Genomic DNA, 22135 nt, shown 5'->3' on the forward strand with positions numbered 1-22135 from the left:
GATTTCACCATACAAGACTAGAAATCATAGGCCTTCTGGGAATTGATAGAATGAAGGTATGTTCGGAGGCGCGGTTCCATATACAATTGCTAGCTCGTCATGTGCATGAAGTTCTGTAGATTCCAAGTTTGTAGACACCTCTTGTCCGTTTACAAAGATTATTGGTTCTCCATCTGGAAGTGCTCCCGTGCTTGTCTTTTTCCAGACGTCAAGAAACTGGTTTAGGGTAAAGTTTGTTTCTTGTGGAGATTCTATGTGCATTATTCCAGTAGTATCGTGAGTGTGAAGCCAGTACAGACAGACAAACTGCTGGTTATTTGGTCCTCCAGCCATTATTCCAACATATTGTGGAACTGTGATGTGCTGTCCATTAACAAAGACATCAAGGTGTGCATGTACATGATAAGTGGTATACTCTTGTGTTTCGCAGGGAATTCCGTCAATTGCTGCAAAAGCCTTGTCAACTGTATTGTCTGACTCGTGAAGATAGTATGCTACACCTGCAGCTATTGCTGCGATAATTCCTATTGCAATTAGTTTGTTTTTGCTCTTTGATCCCTTGTTGTTAGGTGTTTTTTTGTCTCCGTCCTTGTTTAGTTTTTTGTCCATCTTACGGGTTCTCTAGTCGATATAGTGATAGTCCATATTTTAACCCATTTACAACCAGTACGATCAAGTAATAGAACACGAAAATATTATTTTCCAAAAGTCACATTGTGATTTGCATAAATTAGCTTTGATGGCGTGTGGATTAAATAATTGTCAAGATATCACACACTAATGCAAAAGCAGGCATTAGGATTAGTTTTCTCAAATGTTCCCTATACCATGCTTGCAATTGGCGTTTTTGTTGGATTGTTTCTTTTCTTGGCATACATGTCACAATTTCTTTTCTTTGAGCCAAAATTCTTTCTATATGTGGAAGAGAGCGAAATTTTAAATTTCATACTCATAGTTGCTGTTGCATCCCTCTCAGGCATTGTCACTAGTCTTAGCATATACCGAATTCGCTTGCTGGGTGAGAGCGTGAAAAAATCAGGAAGTGGGTTTTTGGGAACTGCGATAGGAGCCGGTGCAGGGGCGTGTAGCTGCGGCTCGATAGGATTTGCAATGGCTTCCGCGTTTGGGGCAGCAGGTGGTGTTGCCACTTCATTTCTTTCACAATATGAGATACCGCTAAGACTGGTTTCAATTGCAATTTTGGTTTATGCATATTATCTTGCAATAAGAGACATATCAGGCAAGTGCAAAATAACTAAAAGTCCATAGTGGTGTAAAGTTTCGTGTTTGAGATCTTAGGTGATCTTAAATAAGGAAGTGTAAAGACAGAACTTGAAAAAATGGAAACTAGAAAAGCGACAATAATTGTATCTTCATGTGTTTTTGCCATAGTGTTATGGTATGCAGGCTATGCCGGTTTTCCTCTGGCGCTTGCGGATGAGACATACTCGTTTGTCGCAAAGTGGGGCACACTTGGAAATTATGATGGTATGCTAAACCTGCCTGCAAGCATAACTCTTGACACTGCAGGAAATGTGTACGTAACAGATACTAACAATAATCGAATTGAAAAGTTTTCAAGCGATGGTAAATTTCTTTCAAAATGGGGAACATATGGAACTGGAAACGGTCAGTTCAACTTGCCCACAAGCATAGTTATCGATAGCAGGGGAAATGTCTACATATCTGACCAAGCAAACAACAGAGTCGAAGAGTTTGATGGATCGGGTAATTATATACAACAGTTCAATCTTGTACAGTATTATCCAGCTAGAATAGCAATAGACTCTTCTGGTGACATTTATTTTTCTGACCCGACAAAAAATATCGTGGGAAAATTTTCAAATGAAGGTCAGGTCATAGCAAAGTGGGGAACATATGGAAACGATAGCGGCCAATTTGACACCCCAACTGGCATAGCAATAGACAGTGTTGGAAATGTGTATGTAACAGACGCGGGCAATAACCGTATTGAAGAGTTTTCAAGTGATGGCCAGTTCATTGACAAGTGGGGCTCTGCAGGCACCGGCAATGGACAATTCAATTCACCACAAGGCATAGCTGTTGATTCTGTTGGCGATGTGTATGTAACAGATACTGGGAACTATAGGATAGAGAAATTTACTAGCACTGGACAGTTCATTACAAAGTTTGGCACTTCGGGCACAGGCAATGGACAGTTTGAGGTACCGTCTGGTATCGCAATTGACTCTTCTGGAAATGTGTATGTCTCAGATGCGTCATATGATCATCCAAACATACAGAAATTTTCAATTTCAAACTCCACTGCAAATACGGTAAAGAGTACTGTGCCAGAGTTTGGCGCCACAACTTTGTTTGCCTTGACAGCAGCTATTGTATCCCTAGTAATTTTTACAAGAAAGACATCAGGCAAGATCTAGAAAAAGTATGAAAATATCCACGCTTGGATTTTTCCTTTGCATCTATTGATTTGTCACGTTCACGTATTCTTCAGGGTCTTCTTCCTTTAGCCTTTGAAAGTAAATTTCTTCGTATGGCATTTCATACATACCTTGCAAATTTCCTATTTAAGCGACAAAATTGATGAATCAATACCCATCAAGTCAAAAAAAGCAAATTTGCGGTACCCATTACCACATCGTCTGTCTGCATACATGAAATCAAAAAGATAAGAACGGGCTTTCGATATTTGTTCAACATGCACTGCGAGGACGAATATAACTCACTTGTCAAATCTACCGAGAGACTTCATGAGCTATATTACCAACAAGAAACTGCAGATTTTGCATTCTCTAATGCTCTTGCAAGCGCACAAAACCACATGATTGCATCAGGGCTGGTAAGACTAGCTACTGCAAGCGCAAGCGAGATAGTAAATGTGCTCGAAGACAATGCTGAAAAGGGGTTTTTTGAGCTTCATGATGCAGCAGAAAGCAAGGTCCAGATAGACATATCAGTTATGGCTAGCAGAAGAATCATACCGCGATGCTTGTCATAGATACGACGAGTGCGTCAAAAGACAAACAGGCGAAGTGTCAGGAACTGAAAATCATAATTTTAGTTAATATATGATAAATAGTTTGAAATTGATTGATTTGGATTCAAAGCGAAAAAAGTCAATTAACATGTTTGCAATAATTATCGTTCTTCTCATAGTGGTACCAGAAACAATCGGACATTCTTTTTTTGACAAGCCTCATCCGACAAGTTCGTCTGTCAATGCAGCCGTTTCCCTCACTGACAAACTTAACAAGGGCTATCCTGATGCAGGCTTTGGTTGCCGCCTAACAATTCAAAATGATCCTTCATCGTCATCTGATATTTCCAGGGCAGCAGGGCTTGAAGGAAAATATGGAAAATACACTTGCGGAACAGATGAAAGATAAAAATATTATCCGTAAGGGGTTCTGGTGCCAGATGTTGATGACGGATGCGGTGTAGAAGACTGTATTGAATCAGGCGAGAACTTGTGTCCAATTGACCACAGCAAAAACAAGGAGGCAAATTTTACCCTCTTCAGACATTTCATGAATACAGTTCTTGTGATGTCCTCTTCATAGACAACATCTCTTACTATCATACGTTCTGGCATGAGTTTGTTTGGGTGGAACTCGTGGTCAACCTTAAACTTTAGCAGTTCTCTTTGAATATGACTGAAGAAATCAGATCTTTCCCTCTCTGGCATTGTAGAGAGTAATTGCAGAAATTCCGGAGGATTTTGTAGCGCGCTTCCCAGTATGACAAAATCTTTGTTTTTTAGCTTGACAATGTCTGCAAATGTCCCCTTGCCATGAAGATTGGAAATGACAAGATGAAAATCAGATGTTTCCTCAGCTCGCTCAGATACTGCAAAATCTTCGCCCTCTAGCCATTTTTTTATCTTGTCTTTTAGTGCGCTCTGGCTCAACAATCAAGAGTCATAGACTCTGACATTTAATGGATTCCTTGTAGATTTTTTAGAGAATGTCTAGTTTACTGGTAGTTTTGCTGCAAAGATGAGAACCAAGCTCAGTCCTACAAATATGCCTGATGCGATCTCAAACCAATGAGGAATTAGTATTCTTCTGGCGGTGTCACCAAAATTGGATCTTAATTTGCTCATGTCTTTATCCTTAAATTCAGACTCATAGATATTCATCAGCTTTTGTTATTAGTATTCAACAAATTAGCTTATTTTAGAGTATGCGAAAAATCTCCGATCAATCTAGGTTTGTGGATGTCTTTGTTACCCGCATTATTATTCCACTCATAGAAATAGACGATAAGAAATACCAGCCCCAAAAGTACATGTCGTCTGTATGTGCGCAGTGGCTCTTGGCCTCATTTTTTACATCATCGGCAGAACATGTGAGATGGAAAAAGTTGCCTGGAAATACGTTAAGAGGAATAGGGGACTCGACAACGGTATATGAGAACATGTGAGGCAACAGGAAATAAAAGATGAGTAAGAATGGAATAAACGTAAAAGCCATAGGTCGCATGTTTAGCTGCATTATTTCCATGTTTAGCTTGTTCATGTATGCAGATTTTTTGTTGATCTGGTCAATCTTTTCTTGATCTTTTGCCCTAAACGCTGCCATTCTTTCTTTCTGCCACGACCTAGTCTCCCTCATCAATCGTTTTAGTTTGTCCTGGATCTACCATTTTTTTCCTTATTGCTGCATTGAACAGGTTTAGCATGATTGCGATACCAATAATTCCAAATGCTGACGGAATAAGTCCTTTCACCCATGGATTGGCGCTGCCAAGTTGGCTTTGCCCTACACCCGGTATCTGAAGATATATCGAATTTAGAAATCCAAGAATTATTGCTTCCATTTTGATTGTTTTTATTTTGTATATGGTCTTTTAAAAGTTCATGCATGCCACAGCAATTGGTTGCAACCAGCCCCATACATAATTTGCACCTGATGTTATTGCTTTTATTGAGCTTGTCTAGTTGACAAATGTGGCACTCAAAGAAAAAGATAGAACCGTGCTTAAAACAATGATAGACGAAGAAATAGCCAAGATCCCAGGCATTCTGGCCAACCTTCGCCTGCCAGAGTTTAGCGGAATTTTTCAGATAAAAGATGAATCAGAATACGTCTATGGATATACGCATGGTTCCATAGTAGGCAAGTTTGAAACATATTATTTTGTGGTTCACTCTGGCAAAAAGCCAAGTGGAGGAGAGGTGGATGAGATAGCGCAGACACTTTTTAAGAGATCGACTGAAATAAGAGACGCAATCTTCAAAGCTGTCGGACAATAAAAATATCAGGCTATTTTTTTTCGCCTGAGAGAATATCTCCCTGGACATAGCATTTTTCTGCTGACTCAAATATGGCAAGAGACTGGTTGATTATTTTTGCGGCAGTCACACGATCTTCATTGGCTTTGTCAAGATATGACTGTCCAAGACCCCTTAGTGCCTTTGCCTTGTTGTACCATGCATTGGCATGGTTAGGATTGATCTCAATTGTTTTGTCATAGCAGGCGATTGCGTCTTCATATCTTTTCAGTCTAAACATTGCTATCCCTTTGTTGTTCCATGCACTTGTGTAAGTTGGATCTAGTTCGATTGCCTTGTCATATGCAACTATGGCATCTTCGTTTTTTTCCTGCATCATCATGTCATTGCCTTGCTTGTACCATGAATTTGCATCGTCCATGGTGGAGTAGACGTAGTAGGGATATTTTAACGCCAAGAAGGTTTCAAGATGAGACGGTACCATGAAAAGAGAAGAGGCATTTTTGCTCTCATGAGAGAACATCACTAACCTTGTTAACGAACAAGGTGGCGCAATCCATTATAAATCAAATCCACTATTGTATCAGTGCAATGAACATACAAGAACTGAAGACACATCAGAAACTGCTTGCAGTGATTCTGGGCGTTGCAGTGATTGCCTCAGTAGGCGGCTCACTTGCATATGCACAGACAGCAGGCTCGAGTTCAGGTCAGACACAGACACCGATACAGGGTTCAGTAAACCTTACACAGATGATTCTATCTAGTGTAAAGATCCAATTTGTAACCGCTGCAGGAACAGCTGCAGGACAGGTAACAGGAGGACAGGTGCTATCAGGAGGTCTTGTGGTAATGCACGGCTCTCCAGTCTATGCCTTCAAGGTAACAGACGGAAAAAGCGTCTATTCTGTAATAGTAGATGCAGGAAACGGAAGCGTACTCAAGACATCACAGGGTCATCCATTGACTTTATCTTCCTTGATTGGAGGCATGGGCGGCCATGGAATGATGATGCACGGACACATGGGAATGATAAAGCCAAGCGGCAGTACGGCGCCAAGTGGCAGCACAGCACCCAGTGGAACTACCCCAAGTGACTTTCAAGAGTAAACTCTAGAAAGCCTTTTTCTTATTTTATTTTTTTATGTTTTGATTCTGGGTTTTGTCCAGATTTCATGGACTGTCAGATCTGGATAGAAAACATTGTTCACGAACAAAAGTACACAAGTATTATTTAATTTTGAACTTACTTTTGCCTGGAAGCTGTAGGTGCCACGATTTATTGGGAAATGTGCCCTTCCCCAAACTCTCCTAGCCCTACAGTTTCCATTCACTGATCAACTCAAGATATAGCTCCTTTTACATGGATGTATAATAGCATGCACAGAGCAGATGAGAAGGAGTTTAGAAGGATCTGCTATTCTGAAAGAAAATTACTCTTTGGAATATTGAATACCAGAGTATTTTCAGATATCTCAAATATCGCTGGGCATTCAAGAGATTCAAAGGCTTGTTCATAAAATGCCTTACAGTGTATAGAGTATTTTCTTCCCAGATCATGACGCATTACAAACGTCATCATTTTTCCTGCATCAATCTCGGTAAGATCAAAACCTGCCACGGCAGATCTCGTCTTTATTATATCAATCCAGTCATTTACGATATAACTTCCCCGCATTGAGAGGCACAGATCACGAGGAATGTGCTTTCCTTCCTCCTGTGCCACTTGTATAATCATTTTATCGTCTAGTTTATCCAAAATTGATTTGACAAGTTACCTTTCGGTTGGAACCCACTTTGCTTTTGCTGCTACAATGTTGCGATTCCATCATCTGCAAACATTATCCTCACGGTGTTTTTGTCGCACTGGAGTTCTATTTTCTGGTGGAATAATTCTTTGAAAATAAGCTCAAGAATAGTCTTTTGATATAATGACCATTTTCTTCCCAAGTCGTGTTTTAAGACCATGTTATGAAATCCGTTGTCAACAAGATGGCTTATCTGTACTGAAGAATTTATCATCAGTATTTCGTACCATGAGATAAACGAGGTTAGATCTACCTTTCCACGCATAAACAAGGCAATATCTTCAATCCCTTCCTTTCCAATTGTAGAGGCAATCTCAACTACAGACTTTTCATCCATTCCATCGAAGAATTTCTTCAATACTGGCTTGCTTAGAATTACAAAACCTGATCTTGGTAAATAAACATCCCAGTCAATGAATTTCTTCAATGCCTGGTTTACCAGAGTGTTTGTGCTTACTTCTTGCACCTTTGATAGATCACGTAGCCTGTGTATAGTATCATCATCGAGTCGAAATGTAATGGTCGATGTCTTTTTTGAACCATTGACCGCTTTCATCATGTAACTAGTTGCAGTTTAGAGTATTTAGGAAATGACGAACCTTGTTCACTAATATTATTAAGTTAAAACAAATTTGTTTTTGATTTGTACCACAAGTTTTAAAAAATGTCACAAAATATTAGACTCGATTATGTTCCATATAGTTCCAAAATGCGTCTGACTTGCGCGTGCTTGTCCACACATATGCACCCACTATAATCAGAAATATTCCAAGCACAAAATAGGCACCCTGAAAGTATGGCTGGTGTCTTGGTACAAGCACCTGCATGAGGCCAAGTGCGCTGGCTACACTAATGATTGAACCTGCAATGACAAAAATCTTGCCCAGACCCTTCAATTGATTCAATGTGATACGGCAAGCAATAAAGACTTTGCAGTGATTCCCACACTAAATAATTAAACATATCATAAATCTAGTTTCTGGGTACAGTAGAAAACATCATTTAAAATTTTAACATTAGACTGTAATCCTTCTTACCACATAAGTAAAAAGAAGAATTGCTTGGATGATATACGATGAGAACGATTGGCAAGATAGTGATAATATGCGCAGCCATAATTTTTCTAGTTGCGTACTTTCACTTTACACAAGTCGGTACCGTCTTTGACAAACTAGTGCAGGTGCGAGACAGTGTTCAAAATGCAACAGACCCGATCATAAAAAATGTATTGCAGAGTGCCGCCAACTCTAATCTTACAAAACACTGAAGATAGATGGGCTTTAAATCAGACGAAATGCCTACAGGTATCAGGTAAAAGAAGAATTGTCTAGTGGATATACGCCGTATGATTTTGCATACAAGCTGGTACATCAGAAAGGATCTGGCGCTCATGTTGTAATGGGGGTATTCATCCTAATCATAGGCATCGGGATTGGTCTTTTCTACCATAGTGACGCAATAACATATCTTGCGTTGGCAATTGGAATTACAGTCATTGTTTCGGCATTTTTAATGATAATCAAGCAATACGAAAGAGCGGTAATACTTCGCCTTGGAAAATACAACAGGCAAGTGGGACCTGGAGTGCAGACAAGACTGCCTTTTGCAGACAATATTTTGGTAGTGGACGTCAGGGAAAAGGTAAGCGAGTTCAAGGCAGAAAGGATGCTTACAAAAGACAATGTTCCTGTAACCATTGACGCAATTCTTCGTTACAGAATAATTGAACAGCGAGCCAAGGATGCAATACTAAATGTAGAAAATTTCAACCAAATGATACAGCAAGTTTCTCAGACCACACTTCGTAACAACATAGGCTCGTCAATATTTCAGGATGTGCTCTCAAAAAGAGAAGATATCAATTCCCACATTAGAACAATAATAGAAAGCGAGGCAAGCAACTGGGGCGTTGAGGTAACAGGTGTTGAGATTCGCCAAGTCATAATCCCACAAGAACTGGAATCTGCCATGTCAATGCAAGCTCAGGCAGAGCGTGAGAAAAATGCACGTGTCACATATGGCGAGTCAGAGGTGCTGGTTGCAAAAAAATTCGAGGAAGCCGCACAAGTGTATTCAGAAAATCCTGTTGCCTATGCATTAAGACAGTCCAACATGTTGTACGAGTCAATCAAAGTTCAAGGAAATACCATAGTCATGGTTCCTTCAGAATCGCTCAATGCCATGGGGTTTGGAAACCTGGGAACTACCATAGCATATCTTGAAGCTACCAAAAAGGCAATACAGAAAGAAAAAGACAATAACACAAAGCAAGAATAATTATTCTCAAGATATAATTTTGACAAATAATCTATTTCTTGGAATTTTCATTTAGAGAAATATCCACTTTGCCAATTAGAAATCTTAGAAATTCTGATAATTGGGCGGTGGGCTGATGCGTGGCATTCCATTCCAAGATAAGATCATGGTAGAACTTCCATTCGTTTTCATCTTTTTTGAGATGATTTACCATCATGGCCTCAAATTCTTTTTCCACATCCCAGTCTACAGGACACAGCTTGTCATCCATCTGGAGCAATTTTCCATCTTGGAGTTGAAAGGGGTAAGACTTGCATACGCCTGGGTTGAAATCATGTATTCCACAACGAAAATTGTCTCCAAATTTTATCAGAAAGGTGCACATCTCATCTTTTTGCTTCAAGGCAAGATCCACCAGACCCTCTTCGATCCGTATTCCCCATTCATCTTCCTTTGCGCCATAAATCTCTAGAAAATTTGCAGGGTCAAGTCCAAGCCCAGAGGAGATTCGGTAAACATCGTGGGCGTTAACAAATATGGTATATTCTTTACAGCAATTTGTGTGACATGACGTACAGGGGTGAGCCTGGGCACTTTTTGTAACAGTCAAGGTCTTCTTTCCTTTCCCCTTTGTTTTTAGGTATTCCGGTTATGCCATCTTGAAAAATGAGCGGGAACTTTTTTTAATATGTAACCGGTGTAGATTCGTGGGATTATTTAGCAGCAGCAAGAAAAAGGAATTTTGTACTGTATGTAAAAAGGGCATTGCTCGCAAAAGCAATCCAAAGAAGGACTGGAATGTCAAAGGTCCGCTGTGCGCAAATTGCTATGTGGACCTAATGAAAGTGAATTTTGACAAGAAAAAGGACAGTGATAACAAATGTGTCTTGTGCGGAAAAGAGCCTGGGACATTTAATCTGTGGAAGCCAAAAAAAGAATGGGATCTGAAGGGATGGCTCTGCGAGTCTTGTTTTAATGAGAGGGAAAAAGCAGACAATGAGTTGAAGAAAAATTGCAGCGTATGTAACGCCAAACTTGGTTTTTTTGTCCGTCATGCAAAAAAAGAATGGGATGTCACAGGATACCTCTGTAAAAACTGCTGGAATATTCAAGAATCAAAAACAATACCGAAGGAATAGTATCTTCGGTTAGTGACCAACTGCAGACAATTTCTTATCTGGATTGTTGTAGACGTCATCGTCTTTTGATTTTATCAGTTTGCTTATGACGTATAGCGCCTTGTCATCTCCTTCAGGAATAGGATTTGCGCAATATCCACATTTTGGAAGCGTTACCACGGCGTCATATTCTATTTCGCCGATAGACTTGCCACATTTTGAACACTTTACTACTTTTGTGTCGTATATGTTCATGCAATCTATACGTCACAATCTCTAATAAAGCACTCCAAGACTTTATCAACTTGTGTTTTGTTTAGATTGTTTTTTGCAAGCAGGACATCGTGGTCCATAATCACGGTCTTTGCTTACTATGATTTTCTTGCATCCCAAACAATAGTAATAGTTGGTCATTGTGCAAAACCTGAATCTTTTTCATGGTCTTTTGTGCCAGGTTTGTTTCTTGGTTTTGATCTTACCATGCAGTTGCAACAGTTGCAGTACAGTCCTACAGTCTCGTTGGTTGCAGGCTTGTCTTCAATGTCATGGCATCCCTCCCGCGTCATGAAGATTCCACAAATCTGGCATCGCACCTGATCTGATAGATAGCGGCTTGTTCCATCCCTTGGTTTTCTAACCTTGTACGGTTTACAAAGACCCTTGCAGACGCCCCTATCTTTGTTCATGGAGAGTTTTGTATGCAGGAGAATAAATTTCCATTGATGCGGTTTACACCAGTTTTGACAAATCGCAGTACAGTTGCATCAGTCTTGGCATCTTGAAAACACGTGACAATTAGAGATTCTTTACCACATCGGTTCTTAGCTGGCCGCATGCGGCTGATATCTCAGATCCCTTCTCTACTCGCACCGTGCAATTTACATCAGATTCTCGCAGTACATGTTCAAATTCTGTTATGCGTTTCCATCTTGGACGTTTGAAACCACCGGCGGTTGGATTGACCGGTATGAGGTTAACGTGAGCCCCGTTTCCTTTCAACAACGTGGCAAGCTCTGCTGCAATTTCTGGCGAGTCGTTGACTCCCTCTATTAGGGCATATTCCAGCGTAACACGCCTGCCTGTCTTTTTGAAATAGATTCTAGTAGCAGAAATCAAATCTTTTACTGAATGAGGTCCTGCAGTTGGCACTAACTTTCGGCGCAGCTCGTCATTTGGTGCGTGAAGCGAGATCGCAAGCCCTATCTGCAAGTCTTCTTCTGCAAGACGGTCTATTCCTTTCATGACACCAACTGTTGAGATGGTGATGTGTCTCTGCCCAAGGCCAAATGCGCGTGCATGTGTCAATAGCCTTACTGCTCGAATTGTTTCTGCGTAATTTGCCAGCGGCTCTCCCATACCCATGAAGACAATGTTTGTGACGTGTTCTTTTCTCTCTTGGAGTACAGAGGCAAAGTGCAATACCTGTGCAACAATCTCTTCTGCCTTGAGATTCCTTTCAAAGCCCATCTGTCCTGTAGCACAGAACGTGCAACCCATCTGGCATCCAACCTGTGTCGATACGCAGATGGTTGATCTTGGATGACTGTTTCCCTTTCTGTACTGCATCAATACGGTCTCGATTAGAGTTCCGTCACAAAGTTTTAGGAGAAGTTTTGTTGTCTGTCCATCCTCGCTTACTACACGATGGACTTCATTTGCGGAACCAATTGTGTACCCTGCAGAAGCTAGCGCTTTTTTCATCTCAGATGGAATCTGGCGCATATCAGACATGTCTTTTGGGAATTCGCGGTAAAGCATGTGTAGCAGTTGGTCTGCACGATAGCGCGGCTGTCCTATGCTTGTTACAAGCTTGTCCACATCATCTGGTAGAACACTGTAAAGGTCTGTCATACGATACACCTGACCATATTCATTTGAAATAGAGGCATCGCTACTGTCTTTGTGATTTCAGGCCAATTAGTGTTTTGTTGGTTCAGTGGTATAGTTTTTTCCAGTCTACTGGCGGTATTTTGTGCCAGTCATCAAAAGCGGTTTTAGTGTGTTTCTGGATTTGATAGAGTTCATTTTCTTTTCTTTGTATTTTAGGCATGAAAAACTCAACAATAGTCTTATCTACGGCATCATTACATGTTAATTCAACATGAGGTTTTTTGGGAAAAAATTCAAGTGCGAACAATGCAAATCAGAGTTTTCAAAGCAGGAAGATCTGATAAGTCACGCTCGTCATGACCATCACCACGACATTGTAAAGTGTACAGAATGTGGAATGGAGTTTATTCACGAAGCAGACAGGCTTCATCATGCCAGAAAGGAGCACGAAGAAAAAATGGCGCGACGCAGCCACAAGACAGAACACAAGCACGAAGACGAGACATCCCCTCAGGACGAAGTTGATAAACACACAAGAAACTTTAGCGATAACTTTTGATTTTACAATCAACAAGGTGTACATCAAGGCAAATGTTTCTGCGGTCATTGTAATGATTAAATTAAAATTTCTGGTTGCAAGTTTGGTAGAAAAGATTGGCAAGTTTGACCGAAAATCCATCTTGGGCCTTGTTTTTCTTCTATCCCCATACGTTGTCGGTGTCATAACTCGCCAATCCGCCTCACTTGATGGCACACTTCCAAAGAAATTCCCTGCTTGTGATACTTTCATCCATGGTTTGTGCATCCCGACATTGTATGTTCCCATACCTCTAGGAGTGGCCTTTCTTGTAATCAATCTAACATCATTTCTTATCAGCGCCTCTTTGTTTCTTACAGGATTTTTTCTAGTAAAGCGAAGATAATCTTCTTTCTGTCCCAGTTGTTAAAATTAATCCCATAACTGGAGAATGGTTCCAGAATCTTTTAGTCTGCAGGATTAGCAAGTAGGAGTAATTAACATGGAATGACAAATCAAGATGGGTTGTGATAGTATTGGTCCAAGTGAATACAATGTACATAAAGCTCTCGTAGCTCTTGCCATGGAGACTGTACTCTTCAACATTGTAAAACCTGTCCATGATGAAGTAATAGGAAGACTGGTAAGTGTTTAAAACTAGGTATGCAAAACATACCACAGTTGGATTCAAAGAGCAGAAAAATGGTCCAGTGTGATGTCTCTGACATTTGGCACGTTCTTGGCAGGACATGGTCGCTAGTAATTCTAAGAAACCTGAGCACAAACGAGACCATACGCTTCAATGAACTAAAGCGACTTGTGTCTGGGATAAGCAGTACTGTCCTATCAGACAGGCTGTCAGAGCTTGAGTCCCATGGCCTTGTGATTAAAAAAATCTACCAAGAGATACCGGTAAGAGTAGAATACAGCCTGACAAGGCAGGCAAGGGAACTCGAAGAGATACTTGGGGACCTGGGCCAGTGGGCAAACAAGTGGAAGCCAAAACAAAAAAAAGAGAGCTAGTTTTTTACTGCATATTTTTCTGGCAACTCTATCAATATCAGCTCAGTCTGTTTTTCTGATTTTATTGCAAGTTTATGCTCATCTTCTATTTTTGCAGCATCTCTTTCTTGCAGTTTGATACCATTGATCTGGACTTTACCATCTATGACAAACACGTATGCCTTTCTTCCAGGCTGCATTTTGTGCGAGATTTCAGCACCCGGTGTCAGACTTGAGACATAAAACGATGCGTTTTGATGCATGGTCAGTGCTCCATTTGAGATTGAGCCAACTGGCGATACAACTTGCAATAACTTGTCCAGTCTCTGTTCCTTGGAATATGCCTTTTGTTGCCATGATGGTGCTAGATCTTTTTTGTCAGGAATTACCCACATTTGTAAAAGATGCAGTGGTTTCTCATTTGAATGGTTGCGTTCTGCATGCATTATGCCAGAGCCTGCAGTCATTACCTGAATCTCGCCTGGCCTGATTACCCCTTTGTTGCCGCGATTGTCTTCGTGCTCTAGTTCCCCATCAATTACGTATGTTACAATCTCCATGTCCCTGTGTGGGTGAAGGTCAAACCCTTGCCCTGGCTGGATGGTATCATCGTTGAAGACACGCAATGGTCCATAGTTCATTTTCTTTGGGTCAAAGTAATCTGCAAATGAGAAATGGTAGTATGTTGATAGCCAGTCCATCTCGCTTTTGTGATGCTCGTTTGCCTTGATTGTTTGTATCATGGTATACAATAGGCAGCCGCCCTTTTAAACTTGGTAGTAATTTACTACCTAGTAGCACAGAAATACCATACTAGGTAATATCATAGATACCACATTACTACACAGATAGCTGGTGAAACAAAAGACATCTTGAGGTGTTAAACTATAATTGATCTGCGGCTATAATAATTTGAATCCAATCTTTAAAGCCAGTCATTTCACTAACAGAAAACGAGTGTCAGAGCTTACCTCCGAGCGATTACAGATCCTAGCCCAACTTTATAGACTAAACGATATCATCGCTCACTCTATGTTTATCACTTGCAAATAACCATAGAGACATTATTTTTTAATTTAATTTGACTAGAATTATATTTTATGGAATTGTCAGTTTTGCTCAAGTGATTTTATGTCTATAACAAACCTGTATCTTACATCACTGGCAAGTATCCTCTTGTAGGCCTCATTGACTTTTTGGATTGGAATAACCTCAATTTCACTTGCGATATTGTGTTTGCTGCAAAAATTGAGCATCTCTTGTGTCTCTTTTATTCCCCCGATAAGAGAGCCTGCAAGGCTACGTCTGCCAGCAACTAGAGGATAGGAACCAATTGGGATCTCCTTTTCTGGAATTCCAACTACAACCATTGCACCGTCAAGGGCAAGAAGATCAAGGTATTTGTTCCAGTCAAGCTCGGCTGAAACGGTATTTATCATTAGGTCAAAGTATCCTTTGAGTTTCTCAAATGTTGCTGGATCTGATGTGGCATAGAAATGATCTGCGCCGAGTTTTTTTCCATCTTCTTGTTTTTTGAGTGAATGGCTAAGAACAGTAACTTCTGCGCCAAGCGCATGTGCAAGTTTTACGCCCATGTGACCTATGCCGCCAAGACCTATTATGGCAACTTTTTTTCCGGGTCCTGCCTTCCAATGCACCAGAGGAGAGTAAAGCGTGATGCCTGCACACAGAAGCGGTGCTGCCTTGTCTAGAGGAAGATTGTCTGGAATGGAGAGTACATAGTTTTCATCTACCACTATTTTGTTTGAATATCCTCCCTGGGTAGGGGTGCCATCCTTTTCTGTTCCATTATAAGTTGTAACCATTCCCTCGGTACAATACTGTTCAAGGTTTTTACTGCAGGGGCCGCACTTGCGGCAAGAATTTACAAAGCATCCTACTCCTACTCGGTCTCCTGCCTTGTATCGAGTCACTTTGGGTCCAACTTGCAAGACTGTACCTGTTATCTCGTGTCCTGGGACCATTGGGAATTTTGATCCTCCCCACTCGTCGCCTACTTGGTGTATGTCAGTGTGACAGATTCCACAGTATCCAATATCAATTACTATATCATGATCAGAAGGCTCGCGTCTTTCAAAAGAATACGGGCCAAGTGTTGCTTTTGCTTGCTGCGCTGCATATCCGCGAACTTTGATTGTCATTTCTGATATTTTGAATGTGACAATTCTATTTAATTATTGGCAGGCAAATGCAATACAACTGCCCAAACCTAAAAATCAATTCAAGTCAGTAGCAGAACAGATTACTGTGGAATAGAAAGAGGAAACGAGGGTTTTTGTCATGACATTGAAGACAATGCTGTTTGAAATTATTCTGACTGCTGTATCAATAGTTGGACTGTATGAATCATGGAGCTATCTAAATGGAGCAAATATAGAAGATTACTCCAAGTCGATTTTACTGATTTTGCGTATTACTGATGATCTCAGGTACGATGTTTGCGATAGGATTCATTTACCTTTTAGCTGACGTGGGACAGTTATTCAGGGGAAAAAAGAAGATTAAACGGGTTCGTAGAGACTAATTCTACTAGTACGGCATGTCTCGATACAAAAGAAGAACGGACCCGAGGGGACTCGAACCCCCGACCTCAAGCTCCGCAAGCTCGCGCACTATCCAAGCTGTGCAACGGGTCCAACAAAACTTTCAGTTAGCCCGTTATAATACATTTCAAAGAGTAACTATGCAGCTGCTTCTTGTTCTGACTTTTTAACGAAGATATAGTTCATAATAAGTCCTGCAATCACTCCGCCAACTATAGGTCCTGCCCAGTACATCCAGTGATAGTCCCAGTATCCCGATATCAGTGCAGGACCAAACGTTCTTGCCGGGTTCATGCTTGCACCAGTCAGCGGTACGCCCACAATGTGATCCAAAAATATCATTCCACCTATTGTAAATCCATACAGTCCGGCTGCCGCCTTTTTGTGCAGCACCGTCATGAATACGGTAGTAACCAAGAAGAACGTCAATATCGCTTCAACAGTAAATCCCGCAGTAACACTGTTTCCAATCAGGGCACTAGGGCCTGTCTGGACTCCATACTTTACCTTCTCGCTTGCAGGAAGTATCGCCTTGTTTACAGCAGCTGCAATCACAGCACCTATCAGCTGGAATCCGATGTATCCTATGGCGTTTTTTACATTGATTCTCTTTGTAGCAAGAAAAGACAGCGTGATTGCCGGGTTAAAGTGTCCGCCTGAGACATGTCCCAAATGTGTACACCATGAGCCCAATTGCGGCACCGTGAGCAAATGCTATAACAAGCTAGTGATTCTGGTGTCAGATTTCCATTTCCAAATACTACAACTGATAAAGTGATGGCAACCGGACCAAAGAATACGAGGCAGAAGGTTCCTATCGATTCTGCAAACCATGCGCGCGGATTTATCATTACAAGGGTCTAGCCTTTGGAAATACCATATAAAAGATTCGAAAATAGTGGACAAAAAATAAGTATGGACAAGATCACATTTTCTCTCATGCTGTCCAAAGGTGATACGGTTCCTGATTTTGCGCTCAGAGATAAGGAAGGAAAACTAGTCAAAAAATCAGATCTCAAGGGAAAAAAATATGTCGTCTACTTTTACCCAAAAGATTTCACGCCAGGGTGTACACAGAAGCAGCCGAGTTTGCACGCGATTACAAGAAATTCAAGAGTGCAGGAATTGAGATAATTGGAATCAGTCCTGACGACGAAGAGTCTCACAAAAAGTTTGGTGAGAAAATGAGCGTTCCGTTCATCTTGCTTGCAGACACTGAAAAGGATGTTGCAAAGAAATTTGGCGTCTGGGGGAAAAAACAGTTCATGGGACGAGAGTACATGGGAGTAAACAGGACAACTTTTCTAGTAGATGAAAAAGGAAAAATTTTCAAGGTTTTTGAAAAAGTAAAACCTGCAGGACATGCACAAGAAGTGCTAGAAGCCTTTAAGGCTTGAAGCCTGCTGGCAATGTACCACGAATAGTTTTTGGTTTTGCCGGTTCCGGTGCAGTAGTTGTATAGGTATGTGTAGTAGTTGCTTGACCCTTGAACTGTTTGTTTGCAGGATGATATGACAGTCTAGGTCTTGTTGCAAAATACTTGTTTCCGCTGTAACCTGTAGAGCTTAGTTTAGCATATGTTGGTGACACTTCGCCAGAGTATGTTGATTCAGAAGACGATGTTGTTCTTGGTTCCTCTTTTGGTGTTGGCGGAGGCGGTGCCTTGAATCCAGCTGGCAGAGTTCCATGTGTTGGACCAGAAGCTGCAGGTCGTGGTTTTGCGGGTTCTGGTTTTGGAGTCTCCTTTGGAGCTGGCGGCGGTGGAGGTGCGTTAAATCCAGCAGGCAATGTACCACGTGAAGACGATGGTTTTGGTGCTGGTGGAGGTGCTTTGTGAGTCTCCTCCTCTGAAACATAATTTTCATATTCTGCGCCCTTTGCCTTCCACATTGATTTCTTTTCTGCATCTGTTGTTCCAGCAGGCAAAGTACCACGTGAAGATGAGTGCTTTGGCTCCGGAGCTGGCGGTGGTGGAGGAGGTGCAGTAGTTGTATAGGTATGTGTAGTAGTTGCTTGACCCTTGAACTGTTTGTTTGCAGGATGATATGACAGTCTAGGTCTTGTTGCAAAATACTTGTTTCCGCTGTAACCTGTAGAGCTTAGTTTAGCATATGTTGGTGACACTTCGCCAGAGTATGTTGATTCAGAAGACGATGTTGTTCTTGGTTCCTCTTTTGGTGTTGGCGGAGGCGGTGCCTTGAATCCAGCTGGCAGAGTTCCATGTGTTGGACCAGAAGCTGCAGGTCGTGGTTTTGCAGGTTCTGGTTTTGGTGCTGGCGGAGGTGCAGTATGAGTATGCTTTGCTTCTGCGGGTTTTACCTGCGAAGATAGATTAGTGAAGCTTGGCTTCAAGCTCTGCTATTTTTGCCTCAAGTTCGGCAGTGTGGGAAGAGTCTTCCGCGGAAATTTTTTTAGTAGAACGAGTTCTTTTTGGTTTTGATTCTTTTGACATGTACTTGATTTCTGATAAAGTAGTTTATTTAGATTTTGATCACGACTAATTCTAGTATTTATAGAAGTTTTATATGACTAAAGGCCGATTTTAAGCCATTGGACGACTTTGAGAAGGAATATCCCGAATTTGACTGGAAAAACACGCCAGCATACAAGCATCCGGGAGGAAAAGACTGCCCCTGCCCCAAGCACGAGTACATAAGGGAGCAGATCAACGTAGCCAAGACTGTGAGCGAGACATCCAAGGAGTCAAGCAGTATCACGCTAAAGTTCTGCCCTGACCATTACCGCGTTTATCTAAAAGAGGTAATTCCTGCAATGCCGCTCAAGTACAGAATCCTTACAAAGATCGCATTAAAAATTGGAGCAATAAAGATCGAACAGCTAAAGTACATGCAATCAGACCAGTGCTTTTACTGCAGGTTTGGCTCTGGCGGTCACGACAAGAAAAACGAGTTGCCGCCAATAATCTAGACTGGGCCTATCAAAAGTTTCGGTTTGTTTGGAGTATCATGATGACATTTCTTTCCACAGAGCGGACATGTTATCCTGTCCAAAAAAATGCATTGGCAAATGTGCGACTTCATGTAACTGTCTGCAGTTTTGCTGTATTCTCCTGTTCCGTTGCAAAAAGAACATTGAGTATCTAAAAGAACAATCTTTCCACCGCCTCCACAGACGGAGCATTTTTGGCCGGACAACTTATGCCATTCCCTTAGAGGATATTAAAGGTCTTTTGTTAAAACCCTTTCCTGTTTCCCAGCATTAATCCAGTTAAGCTTATACTGGATACACTTCAAGTGACGTTGTGCCAGTTGAGGAGCTTTCAGAGTTTGTAGACAAGCTCGAAAAAGCAGGTGAGCTAAAAAGAGTAAAGACGCAGGTTGACACCAACCTTGAGATTTCAGAAATTCTAAGTCGTGTAATGTATTCAAACGGTCCTGCAGTTCTTTTTGAAAATGTAAAAAATTATGACATGCCGGTTTTAGGAAATGCTTTTGGTTCCATCAAACGATTAGAGATTGGACTAGAAAATTCTGATTTTACAGAAATTGGTCAGAGAATTGTTGACATGACTCGCATGGAAGTGCCAAGTGGAATTTTGGACAAGCTGCGAAAACTTCCAGAGCTTTCAAAGATAACTGACATTGCACCAAAATTGCAAAAAAGCGGTCCTGTGACAGAAGTGTTTGAAGAATCTCCATCATTTGAAAAAATTCCAATCCTAAAAACATGGCCAAAGGATGCAGGAAAATTCATCACGCTTGGTCTTGCTGCCACAAAACATCCCGAGACTGGAGTTAGGAATCTTGGCGTATACAGGATGCAAATTTTAGACCGAACTCATGCTCTCATGCACTGGCAAAAGCACAAACGTGGAGCACATCATTATGATATCAAAAAAGATTCTGGCAGCAAGATAGAGGTTGCAGTGATAATTGGTGCAGACCCTGCCACAGTTTTTTCTGCAGTAGCTCCAGTTCCAGAAGGGCTTGACAAGTATGTCTTTGCAGGAATCACAAGAAAAACTGGAATCAAGACTGTAAAATGCAGAACAGTCGATCTTGAAGTGCCTGCAAACGCAGAGATGGTGCTTGAGGGATATGTGGATCCTTCAGACATTAGAATGGAAGGACCGTTCGGTGATCATACCGGATACTATACCCCCCCTGAGCCTTACCCAGTCTTTACGCTAACTGGAATTATGCGAAGGCAAAAACCAATCTACCTGACTACAATAGTCGGAAAACCAATCTTGGAAGACGCATTCATTGGCAAAGTAATAGAGCGCTCATTTCTTCCACTCATCAGAATGTTTCATCCAGAGGTGGTTGATTTTGCAATGCCTGCCGCCGGATGGTTCCAGGGGATGGCAATAATATCAATCAAGAAAAGATATCCAGGACAGGCAAAAAAAGTCATGATGGGTCTGTGGGGAATGGGCCAGCTTTCACTGACAAAAATTTTCATCGTAGTGGACGAGGACGTCAACGTGCATGATATGAATGATATCATATGGGCAGTCACGACTCGCTCAGATGCCGCAAGAGATGTTACCATAATCAACAATACCCCTACTGACACCCTAGACCCCGCATCACCGACTGGTCAATCTTGGCTCAAAACTTGGAATCGATGCCACCCAGAAGACAAAGGAAGAAGGATATCAAAGAGAGATTCAGGAACTTGTAAAATCAGATGATGAGACCAAGAAACTTGTAGATTCCAAGTGGTCCAGTTACGGAATCTAGTATGTCTTTACAGTATTGTAAAAGTTGTCGCGCTCTTCCACTTGATATCCGATTTGTTTTACAGCATCAATGATTTTAGGTGCGGTAAGTTCTGTTGACCTTGCACCTGTACACGATACCACTTCCTCTCCAAGCAATGTACCTCCAAAGTCGTCTGCGCCATATTGTAGTGCCATCTGGGCCATGGCAACACCATTTGTGAGCCATGAGGACTGGATGTGAGGTATGAGTCCATCATACATCATTCTCGATATTGCAATCATCTTGAGCAGCTCGGTTCCTCCCGCAGCATACTTGACTGTCTCTTCTTTTTGCATTAGGGTGTTGTTTGGCTCAAAGCTCCACGGAATAAACGCCATAAATCCCCCAGTCTTTTCCTGGAGTTTTCCAATCTTTACAAAATGTTCTGCAATCTCTTTTTTTGTCTCCACATGTCCATACATCATTGTGGCAGATGCCGGAATGTCCATGCTGTGAGCTTCTTCCATTATTCTAAGCCAAGTCTCACTTGAGATCTTTTTTGGGCTTATTACTTGTTTTACGCTGTCAACTAGAATTTCTGCTCCGGCACCAGGTACTGACTGAAGACCTGCTTCCTTTAGTCTTGCAAGCACTTCCTTTGTGCTTGTGTGTTCCACTTTAGGATATCATGTCAATTTCAGATGCAGATAATGCATGAACTCCCACTTTGGGGAATTTTTTTCGAATTAGTCGAAACGCATCTTCATAGTATTCTATTCTAAGCTTTGGATTGTGTCCGCCCTGGAACATTACTTGCGTAATGCCAAACATTTCCCATGCTGCCTTTAGTCTTGATTCAACTTGTTCTAATGATACGGTATAAGATTCGTCATGTCCCGGTGGCCTAGTAAAACGCACAAAACTTGCAATCTGTGATACATACATTGGTGTAATTGAGAATCATATTGTTTACAAACGAAGCCTTGTTTCCAAATTTTTTTCTTGTAAGATATCCACCTACAAGACCCATCAGATGAACATCATCAGAGTCCAAAAGTCTCAGGCATTCATCATAACCAGGCCTTTTTCCAGCAACAGAATTTTCTAAAATATCTCCTATCTCAGAATGGTGAAGTTGTTGAGTTAGTTGGCTCAATT

Annotated in this window: 29 protein-coding genes, 1 tRNA gene and 4 pseudogenes; 16 read left to right on the forward strand and 18 right to left on the reverse strand. The window is 41.4% G+C overall.

Features of this window, described 5'->3' with window-relative positions; all coding sequences use genetic code 11:
* Positions 1 to 24: 24 nt before the first annotated feature.
* Positions 25 to 609, reverse strand: coding sequence for a hypothetical protein (locus DYY67_RS06305; RefSeq protein WP_166391721.1), 585 nt, complete (start codon positions 607 to 609; stop codon positions 25 to 27).
* A gap of 171 nt (positions 610 to 780) precedes the next feature.
* Between DYY67_RS06305 and DYY67_RS06310 the strand changes: the two genes are divergently transcribed.
* From DYY67_RS06310 to DYY67_RS06325, 4 genes are all read left to right on the forward strand, one after another.
* Entirely contained in the window at positions 781 to 1269 is a 489-nt protein-coding gene (locus DYY67_RS06310; protein ID WP_166391723.1) for a hypothetical protein, read from the forward strand.
* A gap of 71 nt (positions 1270 to 1340) precedes the next feature.
* Positions 1341 to 2402 (forward strand): SBBP repeat-containing protein, encoded by a 1062-nt coding sequence (locus DYY67_RS06315; protein WP_166391725.1) that lies wholly within the window; start codon positions 1341 to 1343, stop codon positions 2400 to 2402.
* Positions 2403 to 2680: 278 nt separating this feature from the next.
* Positions 2681 to 2980, forward strand: a complete 300-nt coding sequence (locus DYY67_RS06320; protein WP_166391727.1) for a hypothetical protein — start codon at positions 2681 to 2683, stop codon at positions 2978 to 2980.
* Positions 2981 to 3062: 82 nt separating this feature from the next.
* Positions 3063 to 3368 carry a hypothetical protein gene (locus tag DYY67_RS06325; RefSeq protein ID WP_166391729.1) on the forward strand — a complete coding sequence of 102 codons (306 nt, stop codon included), beginning with the start codon at positions 3063 to 3065 and terminating at the stop codon, positions 3366 to 3368.
* Between the two features lie 5 nt (positions 3369 to 3373).
* On the opposite strand, the gene DYY67_RS06330 is transcribed toward DYY67_RS06325, so the two are convergent.
* The 3 genes and pseudogenes from DYY67_RS06330 to DYY67_RS06335 form a co-directional block, all read right to left on the reverse strand.
* On the reverse strand, positions 3374 to 3889 hold the full coding sequence (locus DYY67_RS06330) for a DUF2299 family protein (RefSeq protein ID WP_166391731.1): 516 nt from the start codon (positions 3887 to 3889) through the stop codon (positions 3374 to 3376).
* A 60-nt stretch (positions 3890 to 3949) separates the two neighbouring features.
* Positions 3950 to 4084, reverse strand: a complete 135-nt coding sequence (locus DYY67_RS10950; protein ID WP_255492914.1) for a hypothetical protein — start codon at positions 4082 to 4084, stop codon at positions 3950 to 3952.
* Positions 4085 to 4181: 97 nt separating this feature from the next.
* Positions 4182 to 4800, reverse strand: a pseudogene (locus DYY67_RS06335) (EMC3/TMCO1 family protein).
* Positions 4801 to 4930: 130 nt separating this feature from the next.
* Between DYY67_RS06335 and DYY67_RS06340 the strand changes: the two are divergent.
* A complete protein-coding gene (locus DYY67_RS06340) occupies positions 4931 to 5236 on the forward strand; it encodes a hypothetical protein (RefSeq protein WP_218584698.1) in 306 nt (101 codons plus the stop codon).
* A 10-nt stretch (positions 5237 to 5246) separates the two neighbouring features.
* Here the strand turns inward: DYY67_RS06340 and DYY67_RS06345 are convergent, their stop codons facing one another.
* Entirely contained in the window at positions 5247 to 5636 is a 390-nt protein-coding gene (locus DYY67_RS06345) for a tetratricopeptide repeat protein (RefSeq protein WP_166391735.1), read from the reverse strand.
* Between the two features lie 170 nt (positions 5637 to 5806).
* Here DYY67_RS06345 and DYY67_RS06350 point away from each other — a divergent pair, with 170 nt between their 5' ends.
* Positions 5807 to 6325, forward strand: coding sequence for a PepSY domain-containing protein (locus DYY67_RS06350; protein WP_166391737.1), 519 nt, complete (start codon positions 5807 to 5809; stop codon positions 6323 to 6325).
* Between the two features lie 307 nt (positions 6326 to 6632).
* Here DYY67_RS06350 and DYY67_RS06355 read toward each other — a convergent pair whose 3' ends face one another.
* The 3 genes from DYY67_RS06355 to DYY67_RS06365 all read right to left on the reverse strand — a co-directional run bounded on the left by DYY67_RS06355 (position 6633) and on the right by DYY67_RS06365 (position 7919).
* Positions 6633 to 6974: a hypothetical protein gene (locus tag DYY67_RS06355; protein ID WP_166391739.1), complete on the reverse strand. Its 342-nt coding sequence runs from the start codon at positions 6972 to 6974 to the stop codon at positions 6633 to 6635.
* Positions 6975 to 7024: 50 nt separating this feature from the next.
* Positions 7025 to 7582 (reverse strand): CopG family ribbon-helix-helix protein, encoded by a 558-nt coding sequence (locus tag DYY67_RS06360; RefSeq protein ID WP_166391741.1) that lies wholly within the window; start codon positions 7580 to 7582, stop codon positions 7025 to 7027.
* Positions 7583 to 7700: 118 nt separating this feature from the next.
* Positions 7701 to 7919, reverse strand: a complete 219-nt coding sequence (locus DYY67_RS06365; protein ID WP_166391744.1) for a hypothetical protein — start codon at positions 7917 to 7919, stop codon at positions 7701 to 7703.
* 179 nt (positions 7920 to 8098) lie between these two features.
* Between DYY67_RS06365 and DYY67_RS06370 the strand changes: the two genes are divergently transcribed.
* Positions 8099 to 8290: a hypothetical protein gene (locus tag DYY67_RS06370; RefSeq protein WP_166391746.1), complete on the forward strand. Its 192-nt coding sequence runs from the start codon at positions 8099 to 8101 to the stop codon at positions 8288 to 8290.
* A gap of 56 nt (positions 8291 to 8346) precedes the next feature.
* Entirely contained in the window at positions 8347 to 9300 is a 954-nt protein-coding gene (locus tag DYY67_RS06375) for an SPFH domain-containing protein (RefSeq protein ID WP_166391748.1), read from the forward strand.
* A 31-nt stretch (positions 9301 to 9331) separates the two neighbouring features.
* Here DYY67_RS06375 and DYY67_RS06380 read toward each other — a convergent pair whose 3' ends face one another.
* Positions 9332 to 9889 (reverse strand): YkgJ family cysteine cluster protein, encoded by a 558-nt coding sequence (locus tag DYY67_RS06380; RefSeq protein ID WP_166391750.1) that lies wholly within the window; start codon positions 9887 to 9889, stop codon positions 9332 to 9334.
* A 97-nt stretch (positions 9890 to 9986) separates the two neighbouring features.
* Here DYY67_RS06380 and DYY67_RS06385 point away from each other — a divergent pair, with 97 nt between their 5' ends.
* Positions 9987 to 10418: a hypothetical protein gene (locus tag DYY67_RS06385; protein WP_166391587.1), complete on the forward strand. Its 432-nt coding sequence runs from the start codon at positions 9987 to 9989 to the stop codon at positions 10416 to 10418.
* Between the two features lie 9 nt (positions 10419 to 10427).
* Here the strand turns inward: DYY67_RS06385 and DYY67_RS06390 are convergent, their stop codons facing one another.
* The 3 genes from DYY67_RS06390 to rlmN form a co-directional block, all read right to left on the reverse strand.
* Positions 10428 to 10652 (reverse strand): hypothetical protein, encoded by a 225-nt coding sequence (locus DYY67_RS06390; protein ID WP_166391589.1) that lies wholly within the window; start codon positions 10650 to 10652, stop codon positions 10428 to 10430.
* A 155-nt stretch (positions 10653 to 10807) separates the two neighbouring features.
* Entirely contained in the window at positions 10808 to 11083 is a 276-nt protein-coding gene (locus DYY67_RS06395; protein ID WP_178084796.1) for a hypothetical protein, read from the reverse strand.
* Between the two features lie 109 nt (positions 11084 to 11192).
* Positions 11193 to 12248: a 23S rRNA (adenine(2503)-C(2))-methyltransferase RlmN gene (gene rlmN, locus DYY67_RS06400; RefSeq protein WP_166391752.1), complete on the reverse strand. Its 1056-nt coding sequence runs from the start codon at positions 12246 to 12248 to the stop codon at positions 11193 to 11195.
* Positions 12249 to 12498: 250 nt separating this feature from the next.
* On the opposite strand from rlmN, the gene DYY67_RS06405 reads away from it, so the two are divergent.
* The 4 genes from DYY67_RS06405 to DYY67_RS06415 all read left to right on the forward strand — a co-directional run bounded on the left by DYY67_RS06405 (position 12499) and on the right by DYY67_RS06415 (position 13767).
* The gene (locus DYY67_RS06405) at positions 12499 to 12786 is read left to right on the forward strand and encodes a hypothetical protein (protein ID WP_166391754.1); all 288 of its coding nucleotides are present in this window, start codon (positions 12499 to 12501) and stop codon (positions 12784 to 12786) included.
* Entirely contained in the window at positions 12749 to 13150 is a 402-nt protein-coding gene (locus tag DYY67_RS06410) for a hypothetical protein (protein ID WP_166391756.1), read from the forward strand. The genes DYY67_RS06405 and DYY67_RS06410 overlap by 38 nt, the downstream gene beginning before the upstream one ends.
* Before the next feature lie 114 nt (positions 13151 to 13264).
* Positions 13265 to 13399, forward strand: coding sequence for a hypothetical protein (locus tag DYY67_RS10955; RefSeq protein WP_255492918.1), 135 nt, complete (start codon positions 13265 to 13267; stop codon positions 13397 to 13399).
* A gap of 26 nt (positions 13400 to 13425) precedes the next feature.
* Positions 13426 to 13767: a winged helix-turn-helix transcriptional regulator gene (locus DYY67_RS06415; protein ID WP_255492919.1), complete on the forward strand. Its 342-nt coding sequence runs from the start codon at positions 13426 to 13428 to the stop codon at positions 13765 to 13767.
* Here the strand turns inward: DYY67_RS06415 and DYY67_RS06420 are convergent.
* From DYY67_RS06420 to DYY67_RS06435, 4 genes are all read right to left on the reverse strand, one after another.
* Positions 13764 to 14489 carry a pirin family protein gene (locus DYY67_RS06420; RefSeq protein ID WP_166391758.1) on the reverse strand — a complete coding sequence of 242 codons (726 nt, stop codon included), beginning with the start codon at positions 14487 to 14489 and terminating at the stop codon, positions 13764 to 13766. The two genes, DYY67_RS06415 and DYY67_RS06420, sit on opposite strands and share 4 nt — an antisense overlap.
* A gap of 366 nt (positions 14490 to 14855) precedes the next feature.
* The gene (locus tag DYY67_RS06425) at positions 14856 to 15908 is read right to left on the reverse strand and encodes an NAD(P)-dependent alcohol dehydrogenase (protein ID WP_166391760.1); all 1053 of its coding nucleotides are present in this window, start codon (positions 15906 to 15908) and stop codon (positions 14856 to 14858) included.
* Positions 15909 to 16328: 420 nt separating this feature from the next.
* Positions 16329 to 16403, reverse strand: a tRNA-Arg gene (locus DYY67_RS06430).
* A gap of 45 nt (positions 16404 to 16448) precedes the next feature.
* A complete protein-coding gene (locus DYY67_RS06435; protein WP_255492920.1) occupies positions 16449 to 16982 on the reverse strand; it encodes an MIP/aquaporin family protein in 534 nt (177 codons plus the stop codon).
* A 267-nt stretch (positions 16983 to 17249) separates the two neighbouring features.
* Between DYY67_RS06435 and bcp the strand changes: the two are divergent.
* A pseudogene (gene bcp / locus DYY67_RS06440) lies at positions 17250 to 17707 on the forward strand (thioredoxin-dependent thiol peroxidase).
* Here bcp and DYY67_RS06445 read toward each other — a convergent pair.
* Positions 17697 to 18662 (reverse strand): hypothetical protein, encoded by a 966-nt coding sequence (locus tag DYY67_RS06445; protein ID WP_166391762.1) that lies wholly within the window; start codon positions 18660 to 18662, stop codon positions 17697 to 17699. The pseudogene bcp and the gene DYY67_RS06445 overlap by 11 nt on opposite strands.
* Before the next feature lie 198 nt (positions 18663 to 18860).
* Here DYY67_RS06445 and DYY67_RS06450 point away from each other — a divergent pair, with 198 nt between their 5' ends.
* A complete protein-coding gene (locus tag DYY67_RS06450) occupies positions 18861 to 19238 on the forward strand; it encodes a hypothetical protein (protein ID WP_166391764.1) in 378 nt (125 codons plus the stop codon).
* A gap of 334 nt (positions 19239 to 19572) precedes the next feature.
* Positions 19573 to 21016 (forward strand): annotated as a pseudogene (locus DYY67_RS06455) (menaquinone biosynthesis decarboxylase).
* On the opposite strand, the pseudogene mqnC reads toward DYY67_RS06455, so the two are convergent.
* A pseudogene (mqnC, locus tag DYY67_RS06460) lies at positions 21013 to 22133 on the reverse strand (cyclic dehypoxanthinyl futalosine synthase). The pseudogenes DYY67_RS06455 and mqnC overlap by 4 nt on opposite strands.
* Positions 22134 to 22135: the final 2 nt, after the last annotated feature.

Source organism: Candidatus Nitrosotalea sp. TS, from assembly GCF_011319465.1.
Classification (GTDB): Archaea; Thermoproteota; Nitrososphaeria; order Nitrososphaerales; family Nitrosopumilaceae; genus Nitrosotalea.

Coding starts and splice junctions, on each gene's coding strand:
- DYY67_RS06350 (WP_166391737.1), top strand. CDS start 5,807: ATGAACATACAAGAACTGAAGACACATCAGAAACTGCTTGCAGTGATT.
- DYY67_RS06370 (WP_166391746.1), top strand. CDS start 8,099: ATGAGAACGATTGGCAAGATAGTGATAATATGCGCAGCCATAATTTTT.
- DYY67_RS06315 (WP_166391725.1), top strand. CDS start 1,341: ATGGAAACTAGAAAAGCGACAATAATTGTATCTTCATGTGTTTTTGCC.
- DYY67_RS06310 (WP_166391723.1), top strand. CDS start 781: ATGCAAAAGCAGGCATTAGGATTAGTTTTCTCAAATGTTCCCTATACC.
- DYY67_RS06345 (WP_166391735.1), bottom strand. CDS start 5,636: ATGGACGATGCAAATTCATGGTACAAGCAAGGCAATGACATGATGATG.
- DYY67_RS06425 (WP_166391760.1), bottom strand. CDS start 15,908: ATGACAATCAAAGTTCGCGGATATGCAGCGCAGCAAGCAAAAGCAACA.
- DYY67_RS06405 (WP_166391754.1), top strand. CDS start 12,499: ATGAGGTTTTTTGGGAAAAAATTCAAGTGCGAACAATGCAAATCAGAG.
- DYY67_RS06320 (WP_166391727.1), top strand. CDS start 2,681: ATGCACTGCGAGGACGAATATAACTCACTTGTCAAATCTACCGAGAGA.
- DYY67_RS06390 (WP_166391589.1), bottom strand. CDS start 10,652: ATGAACATATACGACACAAAAGTAGTAAAGTGTTCAAAATGTGGCAAG.
- DYY67_RS06420 (WP_166391758.1), bottom strand. CDS start 14,489: ATGATACAAACAATCAAGGCAAACGAGCATCACAAAAGCGAGATGGAC.
- DYY67_RS10955 (WP_255492918.1), top strand. CDS start 13,265: ATGGGTTGTGATAGTATTGGTCCAAGTGAATACAATGTACATAAAGCT.
- DYY67_RS10950 (WP_255492914.1), bottom strand. CDS start 4,084: ATGAGCAAATTAAGATCCAATTTTGGTGACACCGCCAGAAGAATACTA.
- DYY67_RS06360 (WP_166391741.1), bottom strand. CDS start 7,582: ATGATGAAAGCGGTCAATGGTTCAAAAAAGACATCGACCATTACATTT.
- rlmN (WP_166391752.1), bottom strand. CDS start 12,248: ATGACAGACCTTTACAGTGTTCTACCAGATGATGTGGACAAGCTTGTA.
- DYY67_RS06395 (WP_178084796.1), bottom strand. CDS start 11,083: ATGAACAAAGATAGGGGCGTCTGCAAGGGTCTTTGTAAACCGTACAAG.
- DYY67_RS06305 (WP_166391721.1), bottom strand. CDS start 609: ATGGACAAAAAACTAAACAAGGACGGAGACAAAAAAACACCTAACAAC.